Origin of the sequence: Aeoliella fuhlenseeensis (assembly GCF_052161615.1) — a bacterium.
GTDB lineage: Bacteria > Planctomycetota > Planctomycetia > Pirellulales > Lacipirellulaceae > Aeoliella.
Genome location: NZ_CP197417.1, coordinates 4,987,634 through 5,005,682, shown reverse-complemented (window position 1 = coordinate 5,005,682; position 18,049 = coordinate 4,987,634). Strand labels below are relative to the sequence as shown.

The window sequence follows — 18,049 nt, the reverse complement described above, 5'->3', positions numbered from 1 at the left end:
TCGTCGGACATTGCCTGTTGACGCTCCGTCACGCGTTACCACAGCAGGCGTCGGGACCAACAATCGTCTTCACGCCCCCTTCGACGACGCGGAAGCGAATGGGCGCATCGTCCACGAGATCTCCGTCGATCGAGAACTTGATTGGGGGCACGGAGTGGACTTCGATCGACTTCGCTTGCTTGTAGTTCACCTTGCCCGACGACAGGTACTCGTCGAACAGATAAAGGCCTGCAATCGAGGCGACGTCCACCAGAGTTCCCTCCTCGATGATCACGATGTCGAGCAGGCCGTCGTCGAGCAACGCTCGGGGAGCGATGCGGATGCGACCCGCGGTCGTCTGACCATTGGCGACAATCAGGTTCCAAACAGGAACTGTTGTCGATACGCCATCGTCCCAGGAGATCGTGGCGTCAAAGCTGTGTAGATCGCCGAGCACGGACAAGCCATTGAGCAAGTAGCACATGGCCCCCCAGGTCTGTTTCTGTTCGGTCGTAATCGACTCGGTGACGCGATGGCTGTTGCCACCCGTGGCGATATTGGCGAATCGCATGGTTTGCGTGGCGGTGACCAATTCGGCGACATCAATGGCGCGGGGTGTACCATTGAGTGCCAGATCCAGTGCCTCGTTGAGGTCGTCCGGAATGCCCAGGGAAGCGCACCAATCGTTCGCCGTCCCGAGCGGAAGCACGGCAAGCTCGACTTCGGGGAAGTCGGCGATCCCGTTGATCACGGAGTTAATAGTCCCATCGCCCCCCGCCGCGATCACCTTTCGCGCTCCATGAACGCACGCCTCACGGACTTTGGCGATGGCGTCGTCGGTACCGTCGGGGGTGAGGAGGGTGGCGTCCTCGCGAGATGCCAGCTGATGCTTTATCTCTGCCGAGTCCTCCACCCGGCCGGCATTGGGGTTCCAGATTACCAGGGTGTCAAAGTCGGCGGGCATGGTGATTAGTGAGATGTCGGTGAAGTGGGATGTCGTCCTGGGCCGGTGAATTTTCACGTTTCTCTCCCTATTGCGTGACTGCCGACCAATCCTGGTCGAGATTCGACCAGCTGGACCGGGGATCGTGGATGACCGTGGGTAGCCAATGCGATATACTTAGGGACGCGGGAACCACACCACTTCCAATCCTTGTCGGGTGCTACGGTCATGGACAAACTGCTCCTTCAAGTGCGTCGCGCCCATCGCCGGCTAATCGTCGAACAGTTTCTTCACTACTTGGTGTGGTCGGCGTTCGTCGCACTCGCCATCGCAGCTGTTGCAATCGCTGTGCCGCAGTTGGTTGCTATCGACAACCTTCCGGCAGACTGGGCGACATGGTGGTTGTCGGGCGCTGGCGTCTTCAGTGTGTTGGGTGCCGCGGGCATGACCTACCTTAAACGTCGCACGCGACTCGATGCGGCGATGGAGATCGACCGTCGTTACGACCTTCGCGAACGCGTGGCGAGCAGCCTTGCGCTTCGGGCGAGTGACCTGGAGACTCCCGCTGGCCAAGCATTGCTCCACGATGCCGCGCGTCGCGTCGACCGATTAGATATCAATGAGAAATTTCGTCCGTCCGTCGACCGCCGCGCGTGGTTGCCGTTGGTGCCGGGTGCGCTGGTGTTCTGCTTGGTAATGTTCGGCACGAATCGCGAGGCGGTGAGTAGCGTCGCGCCGACCCTGACGGCTGAAGCCGCGGCGAAGGTGAAGAAGGCGAACGAGGAGCTGCAAAAGAAGCTCGCCGAGATGCAAAAGAAGGCCGGCGACAAAGACTTGAAGAACGCCGAGGAGACGCTCAAGCAGCTCGAAGAGAAAGCCAAGGAGCTGGAGGCAGGCGAGACCGATCCGAAGAAGTCGCTGGTGAAGCTCAACAATTTGGCGAAGCAGCTCGAAGATCGCCGGGCGAAACTTGGCACGTCCGAGGCGCTGAAAAAGCAAATGGAGGACATGAAGCAGCTGAACCCCGGTCCCGCCGAGAAGCTCGCTAAGGCGATGAAAGAAGGGGACTGGAACAAGGCTCTCGACGAAATTAAGGCGCTGCAAGAGAAGATCGCCAAGGGCGACATGAACCAACAGGATAAGCAGAACCTGCAGAAGCAGCTTGAGCAGATGAAGGAGAAAGTCGCCAAGGCCAACGAGGCCAACAAGGAGGCGATGGAGAATCTCAAGAAGCAAGTCGAAGAGCAGAAGCAGAAGGGCGATCTGGCCAAGGCGGGCGAGCTGCAACAGCAGCTCGACAAGATGCAGCAGCAGAATCAGCAGCCCATGGAGAACATGGAAAAGCTCGCCGAGCAGCTTCAGCAGTGCGAGAACTGCATGAAGCAAGGCGACCAGCAAGGTGCCGCCAAGGCCATGGAAGACATGGCGAAGCAGCTTGAGCAGATGCAGAAAGATGGCGAAGAGATGCAAATGCTCGACGAAGCCATGGCACAGCTCGATGCCGCTAAGCAGGCGCTTTGCGAGCAGTGCAATGGGCAGGGCCAGCAAATGAATCGCGACATGGCCGGCAAGGGTGGTAAGGAATGGGGCACCGGTCGTGGAGGTCCCAATCGCTCGACCGACAAGATCGACGCCGAGTACCGCGATAGCCGAGTTCGCACCACTCCCGGGGCGGGCGAAGCGGCCTTCGGGGGCTTTGTTGAGGGAATGAACACACCCGGCAAAACCGAGGTCGCCGTTGAAGACGACGTGAAGACCATCAATTCCGAGCCGGCCGATCCGCTGACCAGCGAGCGGCTGCCGCGAGCCCACGGCGAGCACGCCGAGGAGTATTTCAAGCAGCTGCGCGACAACTGATGTCCCCGCGGACTGGCTGTTTTCTCGCGTTTTCGGAGCTCGCGTGGCTCTCTTGCCGCTTCCACAGCGTAGACAATCGCTGGCGGTAGGGGTAAATTGGCGTGACTTTGACGGCCTTGTTGTCGCACGGGCGGTGTTGTCCGCTGGCAATAAGGCAGGATGCCACCGCGTGAAGGACACCCCTCGCCATGCCTTGCCCATTTCGTCTTGCTGCTCGTCTTGGGTTTCTCTTAATTGGCGTCGCCAGCCTTGTCGCCGCCGGTGAATCGCTCGCCATCAGCGAGCAACTTTCGGCCGCCATCGAGAAGGCCAAGGCCGAGTTCACGCCCGTGACGGCCGAAGAGGCAACCGCCGCCCGCGAGTCGCTCGCGACCTCGGTGGCGACGTTCGAAAAGTACTTGGTTCCCGGCAGCCCTCGGGGCGAAGTCTGGAAAAACTACCTCGAGTGGAATCACGTCCAAGCGGCCCTCGCCAACACGGGGACCACTACGGCCGAAGAGCTGAACGGCCTTCGCCGCACGCTCGACCGCTTCCGTTCGGGAGCTTCGGGTCTTGAGCAATCGCATTTCCGCCACGTCGCGTCAGCGATTGAGCGGTTCGTGGAGATCGAGTCGGTCGCCCGTGCCAAGGACCAGCAGAAGTTCATCGAACAACAGCTCGACGTTTTGCCCAAATACATCGATCGCTACGAAGCCGATGGTTCGACGCGGGCGCGGTTCGAAATCGAACGCCGAATGGAACTGTTCGCCAGCATCAATCGCGCACCCGAGTTGGTTCTCGCGCTGCGTAATGAGTTTAACCACCCGAACCTGCAAGCCAAACTGTCAGAGAACTTCCTGACCCGCATCGTCAACAAGCCGGTGGACGACATCGGCCCCGTGACGGACTGCATCCTTGGCACGTCGATTCGCGGGACGGGGCACACCACGGGCTCGGTGAGCATCGAGACGGTTCCGAACGACACGCGAGCCGAAGTGGTGATTCGCCTCAACGGTGTCACTTGCTCCGAGACCAATGGCTACAACGACCCCGTGGTGATTTGCAGCAGCGGCACCACTCCGTTCAATGCCGTGAAGCGAGTGGCGTTCGAGGATCAGGAATTCTGGAACTACCCCGCGAGCGTCAGCGCCACCACCAGCACGAAGACTCGTAGCGTTCAGAAGCAGGGTGGTGGTCTCGGCAGTGCCATCATCGCTCGCATTGGCGAGCGGCAAGTGGAACAAAAGAAGCCTCAAGCGAACGCCATCGCTTCGCGTCATGCCGAAGATCGCATCGCGAAGAAGCTGGAAGACGAACTGCTGCCCAAGCTGCAGGACGCTCGCTACGAATACGAGTACGCTTTCAAGAAGCCGCTGGCCGATCGCAATGCCGAGCCGCGAATGATCGGCTTCTCGTCGACCGACCACAGCCTGCATTTCGAACTGTTGCAGGCGGGCCGTGGTGAGCTGGCGGCCGATCAGGCTCCCGGTGAGTTCCCCGACGGGCATGACTTGGAAGTGCGATTGCACGAGACCGGCGCCGCGAACTTGGCCTCGGCCATTCTGGCGGGTGCCACGCTATCGCAGAAGACGAAGGAAGGACGCCCAAAGCTCGACGTGGAGCTTCCCAAGCAGCTTCGCAAGTGGATCGACGAAGCCCGTGAGGAAGCGGAGACGGAGCCCCAGGAAGACGACGGCCGCGAGTTCAAACCGTGGGCGCTGACCTTCCGCCGGCAACGCCCCGTGACCATCGACTTCCGTGACCAGAAGGTGGTGATTCGCATCCACGCCGCAAACATCCAAGTCGGTGCCGAGCCCTACGCGGGTTGGGACATCGTGGTGACCTACGGCATGCACGTCCAAAACGGTGGCCTGACTTTGGTTCGCGATGGCGACATTGAAGTCATCCCCACCGCGTTCGACCCCGCCGACGGTGGTGGTCTCAACAACCGCCAAGTCGGCCAGCGTGGCGTCCTCGCCAAGGAACTCAACCGCCAAGCCGAAGCCGGTCGCGGCTTCCCCGAGGAGATCGAGATCCCCATGATCGACCTCCCCGAAAACATCGCCGAGCACGGTCCGCTGATGCTCGAAAACGCTGCGAGCGACGCGGGTTGGTTCTCGCTGGGGTGGTTGCTGCCGAAGTAACTGCGAACTCCGCTCGCGTTATGAAATAGGCAATATAGTGCAGACCGACGAACTCTTAAGCCATTTCGACAAGCAAGCCGCTGGGTACGACAAGCAGTGGGCCGAGCTCGCGGCGATGCGCAACGCGAAGTTGCTGCTTCTGGAGGGCGTGTTTGCCGAACTGCCTGCGGACGCTCGGGTGCTTTGCGTTGGCGTGGGGACGGGGATCGAGATTGCCCATCTCGCCAAGAAACATCCCGGCTGGAGCTTCACGGCGGTGGATCCTTCGAAGGGAATGCTCGACGTATGCCGGCAGCGGGCCGTCGACGATGGGTTTGCGGACCGGTGCGAGTTCCACGAGGGCTTCTTGGATTCGCACGAATCGGAGCACCTGCACGACGCGGCGACCTGTTTCCTGGTGTCGCAGTTCATTCTGGACAAGGCACAGCGCGTCGACTTTTTCCGTGAAATTGGCAAGCGGCTTGCGCCGGGCGGTTTGCTAGCAAGCTCGGACCTCTCCGCCGACATCCACTCCGCTGAGTACGAGGTATTGTTGCGCCTCTGGATGCGATTGATGTCGGCGGGTGGGATTTCGGAAGAGGGGATCGAGCGATTGCGCAAGGCCTACGCCAACGACGTCGCAGTGCTAGCACCGGACGAGGTGGCGTCGATCATCGAGCAAGCGGGTTTCGATCGGCCGGTAGAGTTTTATCGGGCGGGGTTGATTCACGCGTGGTGTTCGAAGTGGCCCCGATAGCATTTGCCGAAGTGAACAAGTGAATGAAGGGAGCTGGGCAATGAATCTGATGGACGACTTAGCTGAGTTAGAAAAGCGATTGACCGCCGTGGTACCGCCTGCCTACATCCACTACGTGCAGACGACGCCTGCCGAGTTGTTGCTGAAGCAAGGCTTTGATCCAAAAACCTTATTGGTACTCAATATGGAGTTGGAGGTTCTCGATCCCGCTGCTGTACAGTCGGATCGTTTCTTTCTAACGGGCGACGGTTGTGGAAACGACTACTTCATAGATTCACGTCTTAGTCCGGATCAGGTGATGCTTTGGGCTCAAGATCCGGAAGGCATAGAGGATCCTCGTCTGCTCCTTTCTTCTTTTTTGCGAACCGAAGAGCAGATGAATGGAATCGATATCTACCCGCGATTGGGAGAGCTTTGTATTTGTCGCACGCAGCGGTGTGGCGAGTCGATTCTAGATCCTATCACTCTTGAGGAATGGATTTCCGCTGTCGAAACTACAGACGGCGTCGAGTACCGAGGATACCGGGACGCCACTAACCCGTTTACTGGAACCACTATGCGAATTGATCTTCCAGGGGTAGCAGTGGTGCATGCGGATCAGAAGCCCGAGGAAGTCAGGCATGGCGTCGGTCGAATTGTGCTCAGTGACTCGGAACCCCATCGCGAGCTAGCAATGGTGCTTGCAGATAAACTGAATGCACACGTTCTTCGTAAGAGTGCAGATCGAACGGCGTAAATCAGAGAAGGCGGCATTTTGTACGATGGATCTGAACCTTTCGGAGGGTTGCGGACCACGGCCCTTACGGGCCCCGCTCGCTACTTGTTGCTAGCGAAATAAGGTCGTATTGCTGCTAGCGATGCACTCTCTCGCACGCCACTTGAGCCTTCTTTCTCCGATCTTCTTAGGGACTCGTTGGGTTTTGTCAAAGTTTGACGGTTGAGCCGACGATATCAATTGAGCTGAATACTCACGGGGGGTGAGGATTCGGTCGACTGCGCCCTGGTGCTGCCAGCCTTGCTAGCAGCTCCGGGGTGCGGGAACCGAGTTCTGGTATCCAAACCGCTTACCCCCAAAGTCACATGAGTCGGCATACTCGAAGCAACCTAAGTCTCGCCCTGGTGTTTGTGATGTTGGCAACTGGCTGCCAGCCCACACAACCCTTCTTCTTTCGCGAGGACGGCGACCTATCGCATTACGTCGGCGTGTCGACCGACATCGAGTTCCCGGACGTCGAAGAACCGACGCTCGACGAGGTGACGCAGGCCCAGCGGCCGATCACGCTCAAGAACATGGACGACTATCAGATGTGGGACCTCACACTGGAGGAAGTCACCCGCATCACGCTTTGCAACAGCCAAGTGATGCGTCAGCTTGGTGGCCGGGTGCAGCAAAACGCCCCCGATACCATCTCGCGGACCATCGTCAATGCCGCTCAAGTGCAGACCACCTACGACCCGGCCCTCGTCGAGACGGGCAACGGCCAGTCGTTTGGTTCGCCGTTCGATGGCGTGGGTGTCGAGTCGGCTTTGAGCGAGTTCGACGTGCAGATGCAGAGCAGCTTGATCTGGCAGCGTAACGATCGCCCGGTGAACTTCGATCCGGGAGCGTTCGGCACCTTCTTCGCGCAGGACTTCCAGCAGGACCTGGGCGACATGAATACGTCCCTCGTCAAGAACACCGCCGACGGTGGCCGTTGGGGCGTCCGCAATTCGACCAACTACGACAACAACAACAACGGCAATCGCCAAACGCCTAGCGACTGGCGGACCGGATTCGACGCCTTCTTCAATCAACCGTTGTTACAAGGTCGTGGCACGCAGTACACTCGCATTGCCGGTACTTACACCTTCGATCAATACGCGGCCAACGCCCCGAACAGCTTCGACGGCGTGATGATCGCCCGGCTGCGAACCGACTTGGCCCTCGCCGACTTCGAGGGTGGTATTCGCAACCTGATGCGCGACGTCGAACAAGCTTACTGGGAACTGTACTTTGCCTACCGCGACCTCGACGCCCGCAAGCAGGGTCTCGAAAGTTCGCGTGGTACTTGGGCCCGTGTGAATCAACTGTACCTCAACGGTCTGCGTCGTGCAGACGCCAAAGCTCAGGCCGAGGCTCAGTTCTTCCAATTCCGTGGTCAGGTCGAACAGTCGCTCACCGAACTGTTGCGTGCCGAGACTCGCCTGCGTTACATCATGGGCCTCGCTGCAACCGACGGACGTTTGATTCGCCCGATCGACGAACCGACGATCGCCCGTGTAGACTTCGACTGGGCCGCTACGCAAGTCGAAGCCCTGGCTCGTCGCGTGGAAGTCCGCAAGCAGAAGTGGCAGATCAAGCGTCGCGAGCTCGAACTGATCGCCGCTCGCAACCACCTGCTGCCCCGCTTGGATGCGGTGGGCCGGTATCGCTGGTTGGGTGCCGGTAACGATCTGGTCGCCTACGATAACGATCCCAATATGTCGCAGGGTCGCTTCGGACCGGGTACCAGTGCTTTCGAATCGCTCACTTCGGGCGACTTCCAAGAGTGGGAACTTGGCTTCCAGTTGGCGGTGCCGCTGGGCTTCCGCAAGCAGCTTGACGGAGTACGCCATGTCCAACTGCTGTTGGCTCGCGATCGGGCGATCCTGCAGGACCTGGAACTAGAAGTTTCGCACCAGCTGACCAATGCGGTTCGCGACATCGACTATAACCACCAGTTGTCGCAAACCCGGTTCAACAACCGAGTTGCTGCCGAACGCGAAGTTCAGGCGGTGGAGCTGGCCGAAGACAAGGGCCTAGTGACGCTCGACCTGTTGCTGGACGCCCAGCGTCGTCGGGCCGAAGCAGAAAGTGCCTATTATCGTTCGCTTGTCGACTACAACTTGGCTATCCTAGACATGCACTTCCAGAAGGGGTCGCTGCTCGACTTCAACGGTGTGTACTTGGCCGAAGGCCCGTGGCCTGGCAAGGCGTACTTCGACGCCCTGCGACGTGCCCGTCAGCGTGACGCCAGCCTGTACCTCGACTACGGCTTCACCCGTCCCAACGTGATGAGCCGCGGTCCGGTTAGCCAATCGATGGGCGAGGGTATGATGGCACCGCAAGGTGAGTACATCGAAGGCGAGCAAGTGCCGATGGGCGAGCCGACCCCGGTCCAGGAATGGGACGGGGAGACGCCTGCCACGGACATGGGAGTCAGAAATGCCCCTCCCGAAATGATCCAGCAGGCGGCGTACCAACCTACGGCTGCCAGCGGACCTCAGGTCCAGGTGGCCCATCACCAGGCGACGACATCACCAGGACGCATCACCTACGCTGCCAATGCCCACCAAGGACAAACCAATCACACGACAAGTGCGGCTGCTGCTAACCCTAGCAGTGGGGGGCCCGCACAGCGTTAAGTCGCTGATGGCAGCGACCGGCGCTAGCCGCCGGACGCTGTTCCGCGATCTTGATGTGTTGCGTGACGCGGGCGTCGCGCTAGAGTACGATCGTCGCCACGACGGTTATGCTCTAGCCGACGCCCTTCGTTTTGCGCCCGGTCAGCTTTCGACCACTGAGGTGGTTTCTCTCGTCGCCCTGGCCGAACAGGTGGGCGACGATCGGCACGTGCCATTCTTCTCGCCAGCCGGCGACGCGGCTCGAAAGCTTCAGTCGCGGCTCGATGCGCCCGAGAAGGCGCAACTCGCCGACTTGGCATCGGCGATCACGCTGGTACCCAATGGCGTGGCGGATCTCGATACCAAGCAGCGTGAATTTGAACAATTGCTCGCCGCGCGTCGCGATCGCCAAGTGCTGCGGATGAGTTACGAGAGCCTTACCGAGTGGGAAGAGATTTCCACGAAGCTAAGACCCTACCAACTAATCTACTCGCGGCACAGTTGGTACGTAGTGGGGCGATCGAGCCAGCACCGCGAAGTGCGGATGTTCAAGCTCTCGCGCATCAAGTCGCTGGAGTCGACCGACGAAGAGTTCACCATGCCCCGTGGGTTCAGCGTCAAACGCTACCTGGGCAACGCGTGGCGGATTGTTCCCGAGCCAGGGAAAGACCTCCACGTCGTGGTGCGGTTCTCGCCGCTTGTGGCCACGAACGTCGCCGAGGTCCTGTGGCATCCCACCCAGCGCCTGGAGCGCGAGCCCGACGGTTCGCTATTGTTCCACGCAACCGTGGCAGGGGTGAACGAGGTTAGCTGGTGGATCCTGGGCTACGGCGACCAAGCCGAGGTGCTCAAGCCCCCGCGGCTGCGAAATTTGGTCGCCGAGCGGGCGAGGAGCATGGCCCGGATCTACGATCGATAATCGTCGCGGCCTGGGATATACTCACGGCTTGGCCGTCTCCCCGTTCGCCCCCCTCGATGTAGTAAACTCGCGTGTTCTTCTCATTCGATGGCATTGATGGGGTGGGCAAGTCGACGCAGATCGATCTGTTCTGCCGTTGGCTCGAGCGGCGCGGCATGAAGGTCACGCAGTGCCGCGATCCAGGCAGCACCCCGCTTGGCGAACGCATCCGCAGCTTGCTACTGGCTCACGACCCAACGACTTCCATACACCGTCGCAGCGAGATGCTCCTGTATATGGCAGCCCGGGCGCAATTGGTGGAAGAGGTTATCCGGCCGGCGCTGGTGCGCGGCGAGGTCGTGGTGTCGGACCGCTATGTTCTCGCCAACCTTGTTTATCAGGGACATGCCGGGCAGTTGCCGCTCGACGCCGTTCGCACGGTGGGCGAGGTAACCATCGACGGCGTGCGGCCCGACGCGGTGTTTGTGCTGGACTTGCCAGTGGAGGTGGCCGATCAGCGAATGGCTCGCGAGCGAGACCGGATGGAAGAGCAGGGGACCGACTTCCGCCATCGCCTTCGCGAGGGCTTTCTCGCCGAGGCCGCGGCGAGTGGTGGGCGCATCCATGTGATCGACGCCCGCGGCACGGTCGAAGAGGTCCACACGGCGATTTGCGCGATTGCCGAACCGATTATCTCGGTTCAGCCGGTTTAACCGGCCTCGGTAAGATTTCGTAGCAGTGCCAGTTATCGTGGCACCCGGGGGAATTGCTGCACTCGGGCCTCCAGAATCGCCGAGGTTTCAGATTGACCGGCTTGTGGGAACGCTATAAAATTCGATGCCGCATTAGTTTACGCTAATACGATAAAGTGAAACGCTTAGGACGCACTCCGTTGCGTCACCCTGCCGCAACACATTGCCGATTCCGATGTTGGACTCACCGTTCCCCCCGTGGAAAGCATGTTTGTCGAGCGCAGCCAAAATGGATGGGTCGTTCACGCCCCCGCCAAAATCAACTTGGCGTTGGAGGTCCTAGGGCGACAGCCCGACGGGTTCCATCAAGTCGAGACGCTCCTGGTTCCAGTGCGTCTGTTCGACACTCTTACCTACACGCCCTCGCCCGAGCCCCTGCGGTTCTCGGTCGAACCGTCCGCTACGGTCGATGCCGCACTGCTCCAGGAAAACCAGGATCACAACCTGGTGGTTCGGGCTCTTCGCGACCTCGCCAACCACGCTGGGGTACAGCCGACCGGGAATTGGCGACTAACAAAGCGAATTCCGATGGAGGCCGGCTTAGGGGGCGGATCGAGTGACGCCGCCGCTGCCTTGGTACTGTCCAATCAAGCGTGGGGATTGAACTTACCGCTGGAACAACTTGGGCCAATCGCGGCGAACTTAGGGACGGACGTACCCTTCTTTCTCACGCCGGGGCCGGCGATCGGGACCAACCGAGGGGAGCAGCTCCAGTCAGTGCCAAACATGCCCCGATCACCGCTGGTGATTGTCCAACCTCCTGAGGGTTTGGCGACTCCTGCCGTTTTTAACGCGCTCGGTTTTGAGCGCGGGGCAAAAGTCGCCGGTGCTGGCGGTCGGTGCAGTCGGCTTGCGGGTTTAATGGGCGCGGGGTGCTCCGCCGCCGCTTGGCGACCCTACGTTCGGAATTGTCTACAGGCGGCAGCGACGAAACTGAGTGCGTGGATGGAGCGAATCGCAAGAGTCATGGACGAGATGCCTGTGGTGGCCCATCAGATGACGGGTTCCGGCAGCGCATATTTTGGTGTGTGCCGAACGTGGCGCGAGGCCCGCCGTTTGGCGCAGGCGCTCCGCGGCGGCCCTTGGCAAAGCGTTATAGCAACGAGCACCTGCGTGTAGTAGGCGAAGGTTCGCAAGGAGAACTGGCAGTGGAAATCACCGAAGTACGCATCAAACTCATGGAAGAGCCGGGCGAACGCCTTAAGGCCTTCTGCTCCATCACGTTCGACGATTGCTTCGTCATTCGCGATCTAAAAATTATCGAAGGAGGAACCGGCCCCTTCGTCGCCATGCCGAGTCGCAAGCTGACGTCGCACTGCCCGGGCTGCGGCATGAAGAATCACTTACGAAGCAACTACTGCAACCAGTGCGGCAGAAAGCTCGACTCCAATCAGGCCATCCGCCAAGCCGATGGTCGGGCCAAGTTGTATGCCGACATCGCGCACCCCATCAATTCCGACTGCCGCGAACATATCCAAGAAGTGGTGATTCGTGAATTCGTGACGGAGATCGAACGAGCCAAAGAACCGGGGTACGTCTCTCGGTACGACGACTTCGACGAAGAGTACGCGCCGCCACGCACGACGCGTGTGGACGAAGCCCACCACACCCAGTCGAGCGGCGCGCGACATCATCCCCCGACCACGCCACCTACGCGAACCACTGCGCCGGCGACCCCCAGCGGCGGCGGCCATCAGGTTCCGCCAATTCACCAGAACCGCGAACCACCGACTGGGTTTGGGGCCGGGATTCTGTAGCTTTCCGCCAATCGCGGCATTTCATCGAGCGAAGCCACCCCAGAGACCGCGACGTCTCAGGTCAGCCGCCGGCTGTGAGCCAGCGACGGACGCTTCCACTTGCTATGTCTGCGCGCGATGATTGGGGCTGTTACACACCTCGGTATGGCCCTAGCACCTCGTCACCTATGTTACAGCAAATCCTTTTCGCCCTCGGTCTAACTTGCGTGACAGTTTTCATCCACGCAATGGGAAGCGTTTGGATCGTGATGCCGGCGACCGGCATGTGGCGTCGAGTGGCTAGCGCAACGGCGACGACTCGCCCTGTTTGGGCGCTCGCTCGACTGATCGGGCTTTTGCTGATCCTCCACCTAATAGAGATGGCCGTTTGGGGCGCGGCTTACGCGGCTGGCGGAGTGCTGGATGATTTCGAAGAGTCGCTCTACTTCTCCATGAGCAGCTACACCACGCTCGGTTACGGGGACGTGCTACTGCCCGATAGGTGGCGACTTCTGCGACCGATGGAGGCGATCGTCGGCGTGCTGATGCTAGGGTGGTCCACCAGTATTATCGTCGCCGCCGTGCATCGCATGTACAACGATCGATTGCCGGTAGCGCCATAAAAGTTCGCTCGTGGGCTCAGTCCCACTTTTCGTCGATGCGCCTTATGGAGCTGATGAACCGCATTCCTTCTTCCATCTCCACGGGGCTGATTTGCACAGCTACCCGAAATTCATGCCCCCACTTGTCGACCGCGTAGAGATCGCTACGAGCCCCCATTTCGCGGACCGTAGGAGTAGCCGTGTAACCTTCGAAGTGCCCAGGGTGTCCCTGCTGAAAGCGTTCCGGCATCAGCACCTCAATAGGTTTTCCTAGTAGTTCGTCCTGCGCGTAACCAAACATCGCGGTCGTTTGTAGGTTTATCTTCCGAATGATGCGGTCGCTATCTACCACCACAGTGGCGTCGGGCGCCGCGTCCAGCAGGCGAGAATACTCGCGTTCGCGACGCAATCGTGCATCGATATCACGACCGATCGCGCAAACGATCCCCTCGTCGACCACCGGGGTCATGGTCCACGAGTACCACCGTTCGCTGCCATCACGTGCCACGATGGGACGCTCGATACCAGTGGCAGTCTCACCGCGATCGAGCTGTGCGGACACCTCGTGGCTTGAGAACAAGGCGAGCGGCTCTGTGAGCCGTTCGGGCAGCGCGCCGAGTAGCTCTTCGGGCTCCCATCCCAGCACTCGTTTCCACGCTGTGTTGGCCCACACGATTCGCCGCTCTCGGTTGTAGACGAGCATCAAGTCGTCGGACAGATCAAAGAGTTTCTCCCGCGACCGCTTCGCTTGCTGGCGCTCGCTCTCCCCATCCATCCAAGCCCATACTTCGCTCGCGAATTCGGCGACGGTCTGGTGACGGTCGGCGGGATCCTTTTCGAGGCTACGCAGGCAGATGCGTGCGAGCTCGCCGTCGATGTTGGGTACGAGCGACTGGGGGTTCGGCACGGGCTGGTTGCACACATCATGCATTACCTGTTCGGAGTCGATACCATCGAATGGCGGGCGGCCCGTCAGGATCTCATACAACACCGCTGCTAAACCGTAGATATCGGTGCGGTGGTCAATGGAGCGAATGTCCCCCCGTGCCTGCTCGGGGGCCATGAACGCCGGTGTCCCCATCCGGCCGCCGGGCAGCGTGTCGGCGGGCGCGGCGGGGGAGTGCATTCGTTCCAGCATTTCTTCCAGCGTGGGAGGGGCATCGTCCTCGCCCACGCGCTTCGCGAGGCCCCAATCGACTACCGTTACTTGATCGAAGTATCCGACCACAACGTTTTCGCTCTTGATGTCGCGGTGGAGAATGCCACGAGAGTGAGCAAACGCAATCGTCTGGGCGACCGACTCCCAGTGCCTTAGTAGCGCGAGCAGGTCGTGCCCCACCACCACTTCGTCGCCTGGCTGCTCGTTGTGCAGGTCCCAGATCAACGTGCGGAGCGACTTGCCCTTCACCAGCGACATGACGTAATAGCTCTCGGCACCCGCGTCGACCAGATCAAAGATCTGCACGGTGCCGGGGTGATTGAGCTGCGCGGTGACGCGGGCTTCGTAGAGGAAACGTCGCTGGACGTTATGCCGCCTTGCGACCTCCGGCTTAAGCCGCTTTACGGCCACGTCGCGGCGAAGCAGCAGATCGCGGGCCAGCCACACTTCGCCGATGCCCCCTTTTGCGATTAGTTTGAGCAACTTCCACCGCTGACGCGAGCGCTGAGCAGAGCTAAGGGATTTCGCAATCGCCTCGGCCCCACCGTCGAGCTTGGTGCCCCCTTCTTCCGAGCCATCGTCAGTCGATGCTCGAGCGGCCGAGACACTTCGCAAGCTCTTTGCCAGCGAGTCGTCCTGCGGGCTCACTTGGTCGAGAAGTTCGCCACAGGCATCGCACTGCTCGATATGCGATATCAGTGCTTCCGCGTCGTTATCGTCGAGCTCTTCGGCCAGCCACGCCCGTAAGGCGTCTTCGGTGACGTGGGGACTCGTGGACGTCGAATCGTATGGCGATTGTTCCGTCATTGCACCCCACGGGGTCTCAGGTAGTGGTTAGTGGAAGAGTATTGGCGACCCGGACGCCGCCGCCCATCGTCCACCCCACTCGCTACTCAGCGAGTCGAGTAACGTGTGCCATTCGGCCTCGGAACGGGATATCGGATAGGGTTCGGGGGAAAGGGCTCGACTGCTACGGTAGACGATTTCGTAATTGCCATCGGGGCGATACTCGCCGATCAGCGACTGGCGGTGGGAAAAACCGGTGGCCGCATCGATGGTGATAGTACCACCGGGAGCCGCGTACGATTGCTCGCACATTGCGTTGCGGACTTGGATGGGGTCGGTAGTTGACGCCGCCAATACGCCTTGTGCCCATAAATGAACGCTGGCGTAGGCCGATTCAATCGCCGAGTGGATGACGCGACGCGCCCCGAAGCGCTCGCGAAAGTCTCTAATAAATCGCCGATTCTGAATGCCAGGGAGCGCTTGAAAGTAAGTTCCCACGGCAAATCGGTGGAGTGGGGAATCGGGCTGCGACAAGGGCAGAAGCTCTTGAATGCCCGCCGAGTAGTGGGAGATTTCGAGTCCTTGCTGTTCTAGCAATGTCACAAATGATCGCTGCGAGGTACCGGCAAGCAGGTCGAGTACGGCGTCGGGTTCGGCGTCGATCAAGGCGTCCGTCACTTCCGCGAGGTTCGTGGCACCCGGGGGCACGAACGCCTCGCCAACGGGCGTGAGCCCGAACCCAAGCAGCACGTCGCTCACCATCTCGCTAATGACCCGTCCGCGAACCGAGTTTGAGCCGACAAGGTAAAACCGCCGGCAACCATGGAACGAGTGCGCCCACTGCACGCATGGAAGAACGGTCTGCGACGGAACGCCGCCCAGGTAAAGGACGTTGGGACTCGCTTCGACACCCTCGCTGTTGAAAGGGTACACCAGTAGATGATTGCGATTCTCCACCAACGGGACCAACGCACGCCGGCACGCTGAGCTACCGCCGCCAAAGAGAACGGAAACCTTCTCGTCCAAGATCAGTTCGCGAGCACGCGAGACGAACTCCGAGGGACGCGACCGTCCGTCGACGATCACGGGTTCGATCAACTGGCCGTCGATTCCTCCCTGCTGATTAATCGATTCAATGGCGAGCGTGTAGCCCGCAATGACAGGTTCTTCACTCGGACTCAGGTTTCCGGTGAGAGAATGGAGGATACCGACGCGCAGAGGAGGCTTAGGGGGAGGAGCAATGGGAACCGGCGATACCTTCGGCGGTTTCGCCGGGCGATTGTCCCGAGTCCCGCTTAGTGCTGCCGCAGCCAGTCCCCCTGCGGCGATTAGCCCCGTGGCGATTGCCACACGCCGCGGGATGGGGGCGTCGAGCCTGTTCGACACCGCTTCGGGTAATGTTGCCTCTCGCTTTAGGAATCGCTGGAGGGCCCCGATCAATTCTTCAATGGTCTGATACCGATCCTCGGGCTGGATCGACATCGCTCGCCGAACAATGGCGCTGCACTCCTGCGGGACGGTGGGTACGACCATCGCCGGATTGGGTCGTTCCGCCAGGCAATGAGCGTGGACAATGCTGACCAGGCTCTCCGCATCCGCGTAAGGGACAGCGCCCGTGAGCAGCGTGTAGTACGTCGCCCCTAGCGAGTAGATATCGCTTCGAACATCGACGGGATTGCCGGCACACTGCTCCGGACTCATGTAGTGAGGCGTGCCGATGAGTTGCCCGTCACGCGTCAAGTTCAAGGAATCGGACGGCGTGTACTTGGCGACCCCGAAGTCGGCCAGCTTGACGGTGCCATCGGCGGTCACGAGCAGGTTGCCCGGCTTCAGATCGCGGTGTACGAGTCCTGCTTCATGTGCTGCGACCAATCCGCGGGCTGCTTGAAGCAGCACCTCGGTTGCGCGCTTCGCCGGCAATGGACCCGCGCGCCGCAGCAGGTCGTCCGCGCTTCCCTGTTCGGCGAGCTCAAGCACCAGGAAGTGGACCCCCTCGGCCTGCGCCACGTCGTATAGGGTCAGCACGTGTGGGTGCGAGAGCCGGCCTGCCGCGCGGGCCTCGGAAACGAATCGCTGCAGGATCGACGAGTCGCTCGCGAGACGTTCGTCGAGCACCTTGAGCGCCACTCGGCGTCCGATGGTCGTGTCGCACGCTTCAAGCACGACGCCCATCCCTCCAGAGCCAAGCACGCTGAGCACTTCGAATCGCCCCAGTCGACAGCCCACCCATCTCCGGCGTTGCACCGAGTGCCCGCCTTGCTGATCGCGATGGGTGTCGCATGAGTTGCGGACGCGGTCGAGGAACGTATCGTCCGCGCTATCAAAAGCGTCGAGCTTGCGGGCGCAGTCGTTGCACTGTTCGAGGTGTGCCTCGATGGCTCGCGCCTCGTCGGCGGAGAGTTCGTTGCGAACCCAGGAGGCAATCTCCAGGTCGCGCAGGTGGTTTAACCTGGTTGGCATAAGTCGATATCGAGAAGAGAGCCGGGCGAGTTGCCTCAGACCCGCACAGCGGCAAATCTATCCGTCGCTAGTCAATCCATCCTCGTCCTAGTTCCCGCAGTGCCTTGAGTACTCGGTGTTGGGCGACCCGGGCCGCACCCAGGGTCATCTCCAAGTCGTCCGCCACCTGCTGGGCCGGTTCTTCCTTCAGCGCGATTCGCTCGAAAGCGGCCATCGTCTGTCGGCTGAATCGCCCCGAAATCTGGTCGAGCAGGAAGTCGACCACGTACCGATTGTGTTCTTGATCCCACGCCAATGCCAGAGGACTTGTGGGATTTGCCAATTGCTCGGCAAGCTGGGCCAAATCTGGACCGGCTGAGCTTGCGGGTGTTCCCCGCTTTTGCCACAGCCGGTGGAGCCGGTTGGAGGTGATTGTCCGCAACCAATGACGAAACGCCCCCGGCCTGCCATTGTGCTGGAACGAAGCAATCTCTTGGTAAACCGTGGCCAGCACTTCCTGGCGGATGTCCTCGGCATCGTGGGAGTGGACGTTCTGCGCTCGGAGCCAAGACATGACGAGTGCGTCGTAAACGTCCACAAACTCCTTCCACGAGTCGCCCGCGTTGGAATCGCGGACGCGCTCTAACAGAGTTAGTCGGGTCAAATTGCCCATGAC

At 60.5% G+C, this 18,049-nt stretch carries 14 protein-coding genes; 10 read left to right on the top strand and 4 right to left on the bottom strand.

The window, feature by feature from the left end:
• Positions 1-28: 28 nt before the first annotated feature.
• Positions 29-943 (bottom strand): diacylglycerol/lipid kinase family protein, encoded by a 915-nt coding sequence (locus tag SH292x_RS19580; RefSeq protein WP_442482713.1) that lies wholly within the window; start codon positions 941-943, stop codon positions 29-31.
• Positions 944-1,150: 207 nt separating this feature from the next.
• On the opposite strand from SH292x_RS19580, the gene SH292x_RS19575 reads away from it, so the two are divergent.
• The 10 genes from SH292x_RS19575 to SH292x_RS19530 all read left to right on the top strand — a co-directional run bounded on the left by SH292x_RS19575 (position 1,151) and on the right by SH292x_RS19530 (position 13,010).
• Entirely contained in the window at positions 1,151-2,779 is a 1,629-nt protein-coding gene (locus tag SH292x_RS19575; protein ID WP_442482712.1) for a hypothetical protein, read from the top strand.
• A 188-nt stretch (positions 2,780-2,967) separates the two neighbouring features.
• Positions 2,968-4,902 carry a hypothetical protein gene (locus tag SH292x_RS19570; protein ID WP_442482711.1) on the top strand — a complete coding sequence of 645 codons (1,935 nt, stop codon included), beginning with the start codon at positions 2,968-2,970 and terminating at the stop codon, positions 4,900-4,902.
• 37 nt (positions 4,903-4,939) lie between these two features.
• Positions 4,940-5,638, top strand: coding sequence for a class I SAM-dependent methyltransferase (locus SH292x_RS19565; RefSeq protein WP_442482710.1), 699 nt, complete (start codon positions 4,940-4,942; stop codon positions 5,636-5,638).
• Between the two features lie 40 nt (positions 5,639-5,678).
• On the top strand, positions 5,679-6,374 hold the full coding sequence (locus SH292x_RS19560) for an SMI1/KNR4 family protein (protein ID WP_442482709.1): 696 nt from the start codon (positions 5,679-5,681) through the stop codon (positions 6,372-6,374).
• Between the two features lie 344 nt (positions 6,375-6,718).
• Positions 6,719-9,022 carry a TolC family protein gene (locus SH292x_RS19555; protein ID WP_442482708.1) on the top strand — a complete coding sequence of 768 codons (2,304 nt, stop codon included), beginning with the start codon at positions 6,719-6,721 and terminating at the stop codon, positions 9,020-9,022.
• The gene (locus SH292x_RS19550) at positions 8,943-9,920 is read left to right on the top strand and encodes a helix-turn-helix transcriptional regulator (RefSeq protein WP_442482707.1); all 978 of its coding nucleotides are present in this window, start codon (positions 8,943-8,945) and stop codon (positions 9,918-9,920) included. The genes SH292x_RS19555 and SH292x_RS19550 overlap by 80 nt, the downstream gene beginning before the upstream one ends.
• A gap of 71 nt (positions 9,921-9,991) precedes the next feature.
• Entirely contained in the window at positions 9,992-10,612 is a 621-nt protein-coding gene (gene tmk / locus SH292x_RS19545; protein ID WP_442482706.1) for a dTMP kinase, read from the top strand.
• Between the two features lie 246 nt (positions 10,613-10,858).
• A complete protein-coding gene (ispE, locus tag SH292x_RS19540) occupies positions 10,859-11,770 on the top strand; it encodes a 4-(cytidine 5'-diphospho)-2-C-methyl-D-erythritol kinase (protein WP_442482705.1) in 912 nt (303 codons plus the stop codon).
• A 29-nt stretch (positions 11,771-11,799) separates the two neighbouring features.
• Positions 11,800-12,408, top strand: coding sequence for a septation protein SpoVG family protein (locus SH292x_RS19535; protein ID WP_442482704.1), 609 nt, complete (start codon positions 11,800-11,802; stop codon positions 12,406-12,408).
• 206 nt (positions 12,409-12,614) lie between these two features.
• A complete protein-coding gene (locus SH292x_RS19530; RefSeq protein ID WP_442482703.1) occupies positions 12,615-13,010 on the top strand; it encodes an ion channel in 396 nt (131 codons plus the stop codon).
• Between the two features lie 16 nt (positions 13,011-13,026).
• On the opposite strand, the gene SH292x_RS19525 is transcribed toward SH292x_RS19530, so the two are convergent.
• From SH292x_RS19525 to SH292x_RS19515, 3 genes are all read right to left on the bottom strand, one after another.
• Positions 13,027-14,955 carry a protein kinase domain-containing protein gene (locus SH292x_RS19525; protein ID WP_442482702.1) on the bottom strand — a complete coding sequence of 643 codons (1,929 nt, stop codon included), beginning with the start codon at positions 14,953-14,955 and terminating at the stop codon, positions 13,027-13,029.
• A 27-nt stretch (positions 14,956-14,982) separates the two neighbouring features.
• Positions 14,983-17,394 (bottom strand): transporter substrate-binding protein, encoded by a 2,412-nt coding sequence (locus tag SH292x_RS19520; RefSeq protein WP_442482701.1) that lies wholly within the window; start codon positions 17,392-17,394, stop codon positions 14,983-14,985.
• A gap of 67 nt (positions 17,395-17,461) precedes the next feature.
• Complete coding sequence (locus tag SH292x_RS19515) at positions 17,462-18,046, bottom strand: RNA polymerase sigma factor (RefSeq protein ID WP_442482700.1); 585 nt, start codon at positions 18,044-18,046, stop codon at positions 17,462-17,464.
• Positions 18,047-18,049 lie beyond the last annotated feature (3 nt).

Coding starts and splice junctions, on each gene's coding strand:
- SH292x_RS19580 (WP_442482713.1), bottom strand. CDS start 943: ATGCCCGCCGACTTTGACACCCTGGTAATCTGGAACCCCAATGCCGGC.
- SH292x_RS19575 (WP_442482712.1), top strand. CDS start 1,151: ATGGACAAACTGCTCCTTCAAGTGCGTCGCGCCCATCGCCGGCTAATC.
- SH292x_RS19570 (WP_442482711.1), top strand. CDS start 2,968: ATGCCTTGCCCATTTCGTCTTGCTGCTCGTCTTGGGTTTCTCTTAATT.
- SH292x_RS19560 (WP_442482709.1), top strand. CDS start 5,679: ATGAATCTGATGGACGACTTAGCTGAGTTAGAAAAGCGATTGACCGCC.
- SH292x_RS19555 (WP_442482708.1), top strand. CDS start 6,719: ATGAGTCGGCATACTCGAAGCAACCTAAGTCTCGCCCTGGTGTTTGTG.
- SH292x_RS19550 (WP_442482707.1), top strand. CDS start 8,943: ATGCCCACCAAGGACAAACCAATCACACGACAAGTGCGGCTGCTGCTA.
- ispE (WP_442482705.1), top strand. CDS start 10,859: ATGTTTGTCGAGCGCAGCCAAAATGGATGGGTCGTTCACGCCCCCGCC.
- SH292x_RS19525 (WP_442482702.1), bottom strand. CDS start 14,955: ATGACGGAACAATCGCCATACGATTCGACGTCCACGAGTCCCCACGTC.
- SH292x_RS19520 (WP_442482701.1), bottom strand. CDS start 17,394: ATGCCAACCAGGTTAAACCACCTGCGCGACCTGGAGATTGCCTCCTGG.
- SH292x_RS19515 (WP_442482700.1), bottom strand. CDS start 18,046: ATGGGCAATTTGACCCGACTAACTCTGTTAGAGCGCGTCCGCGATTCC.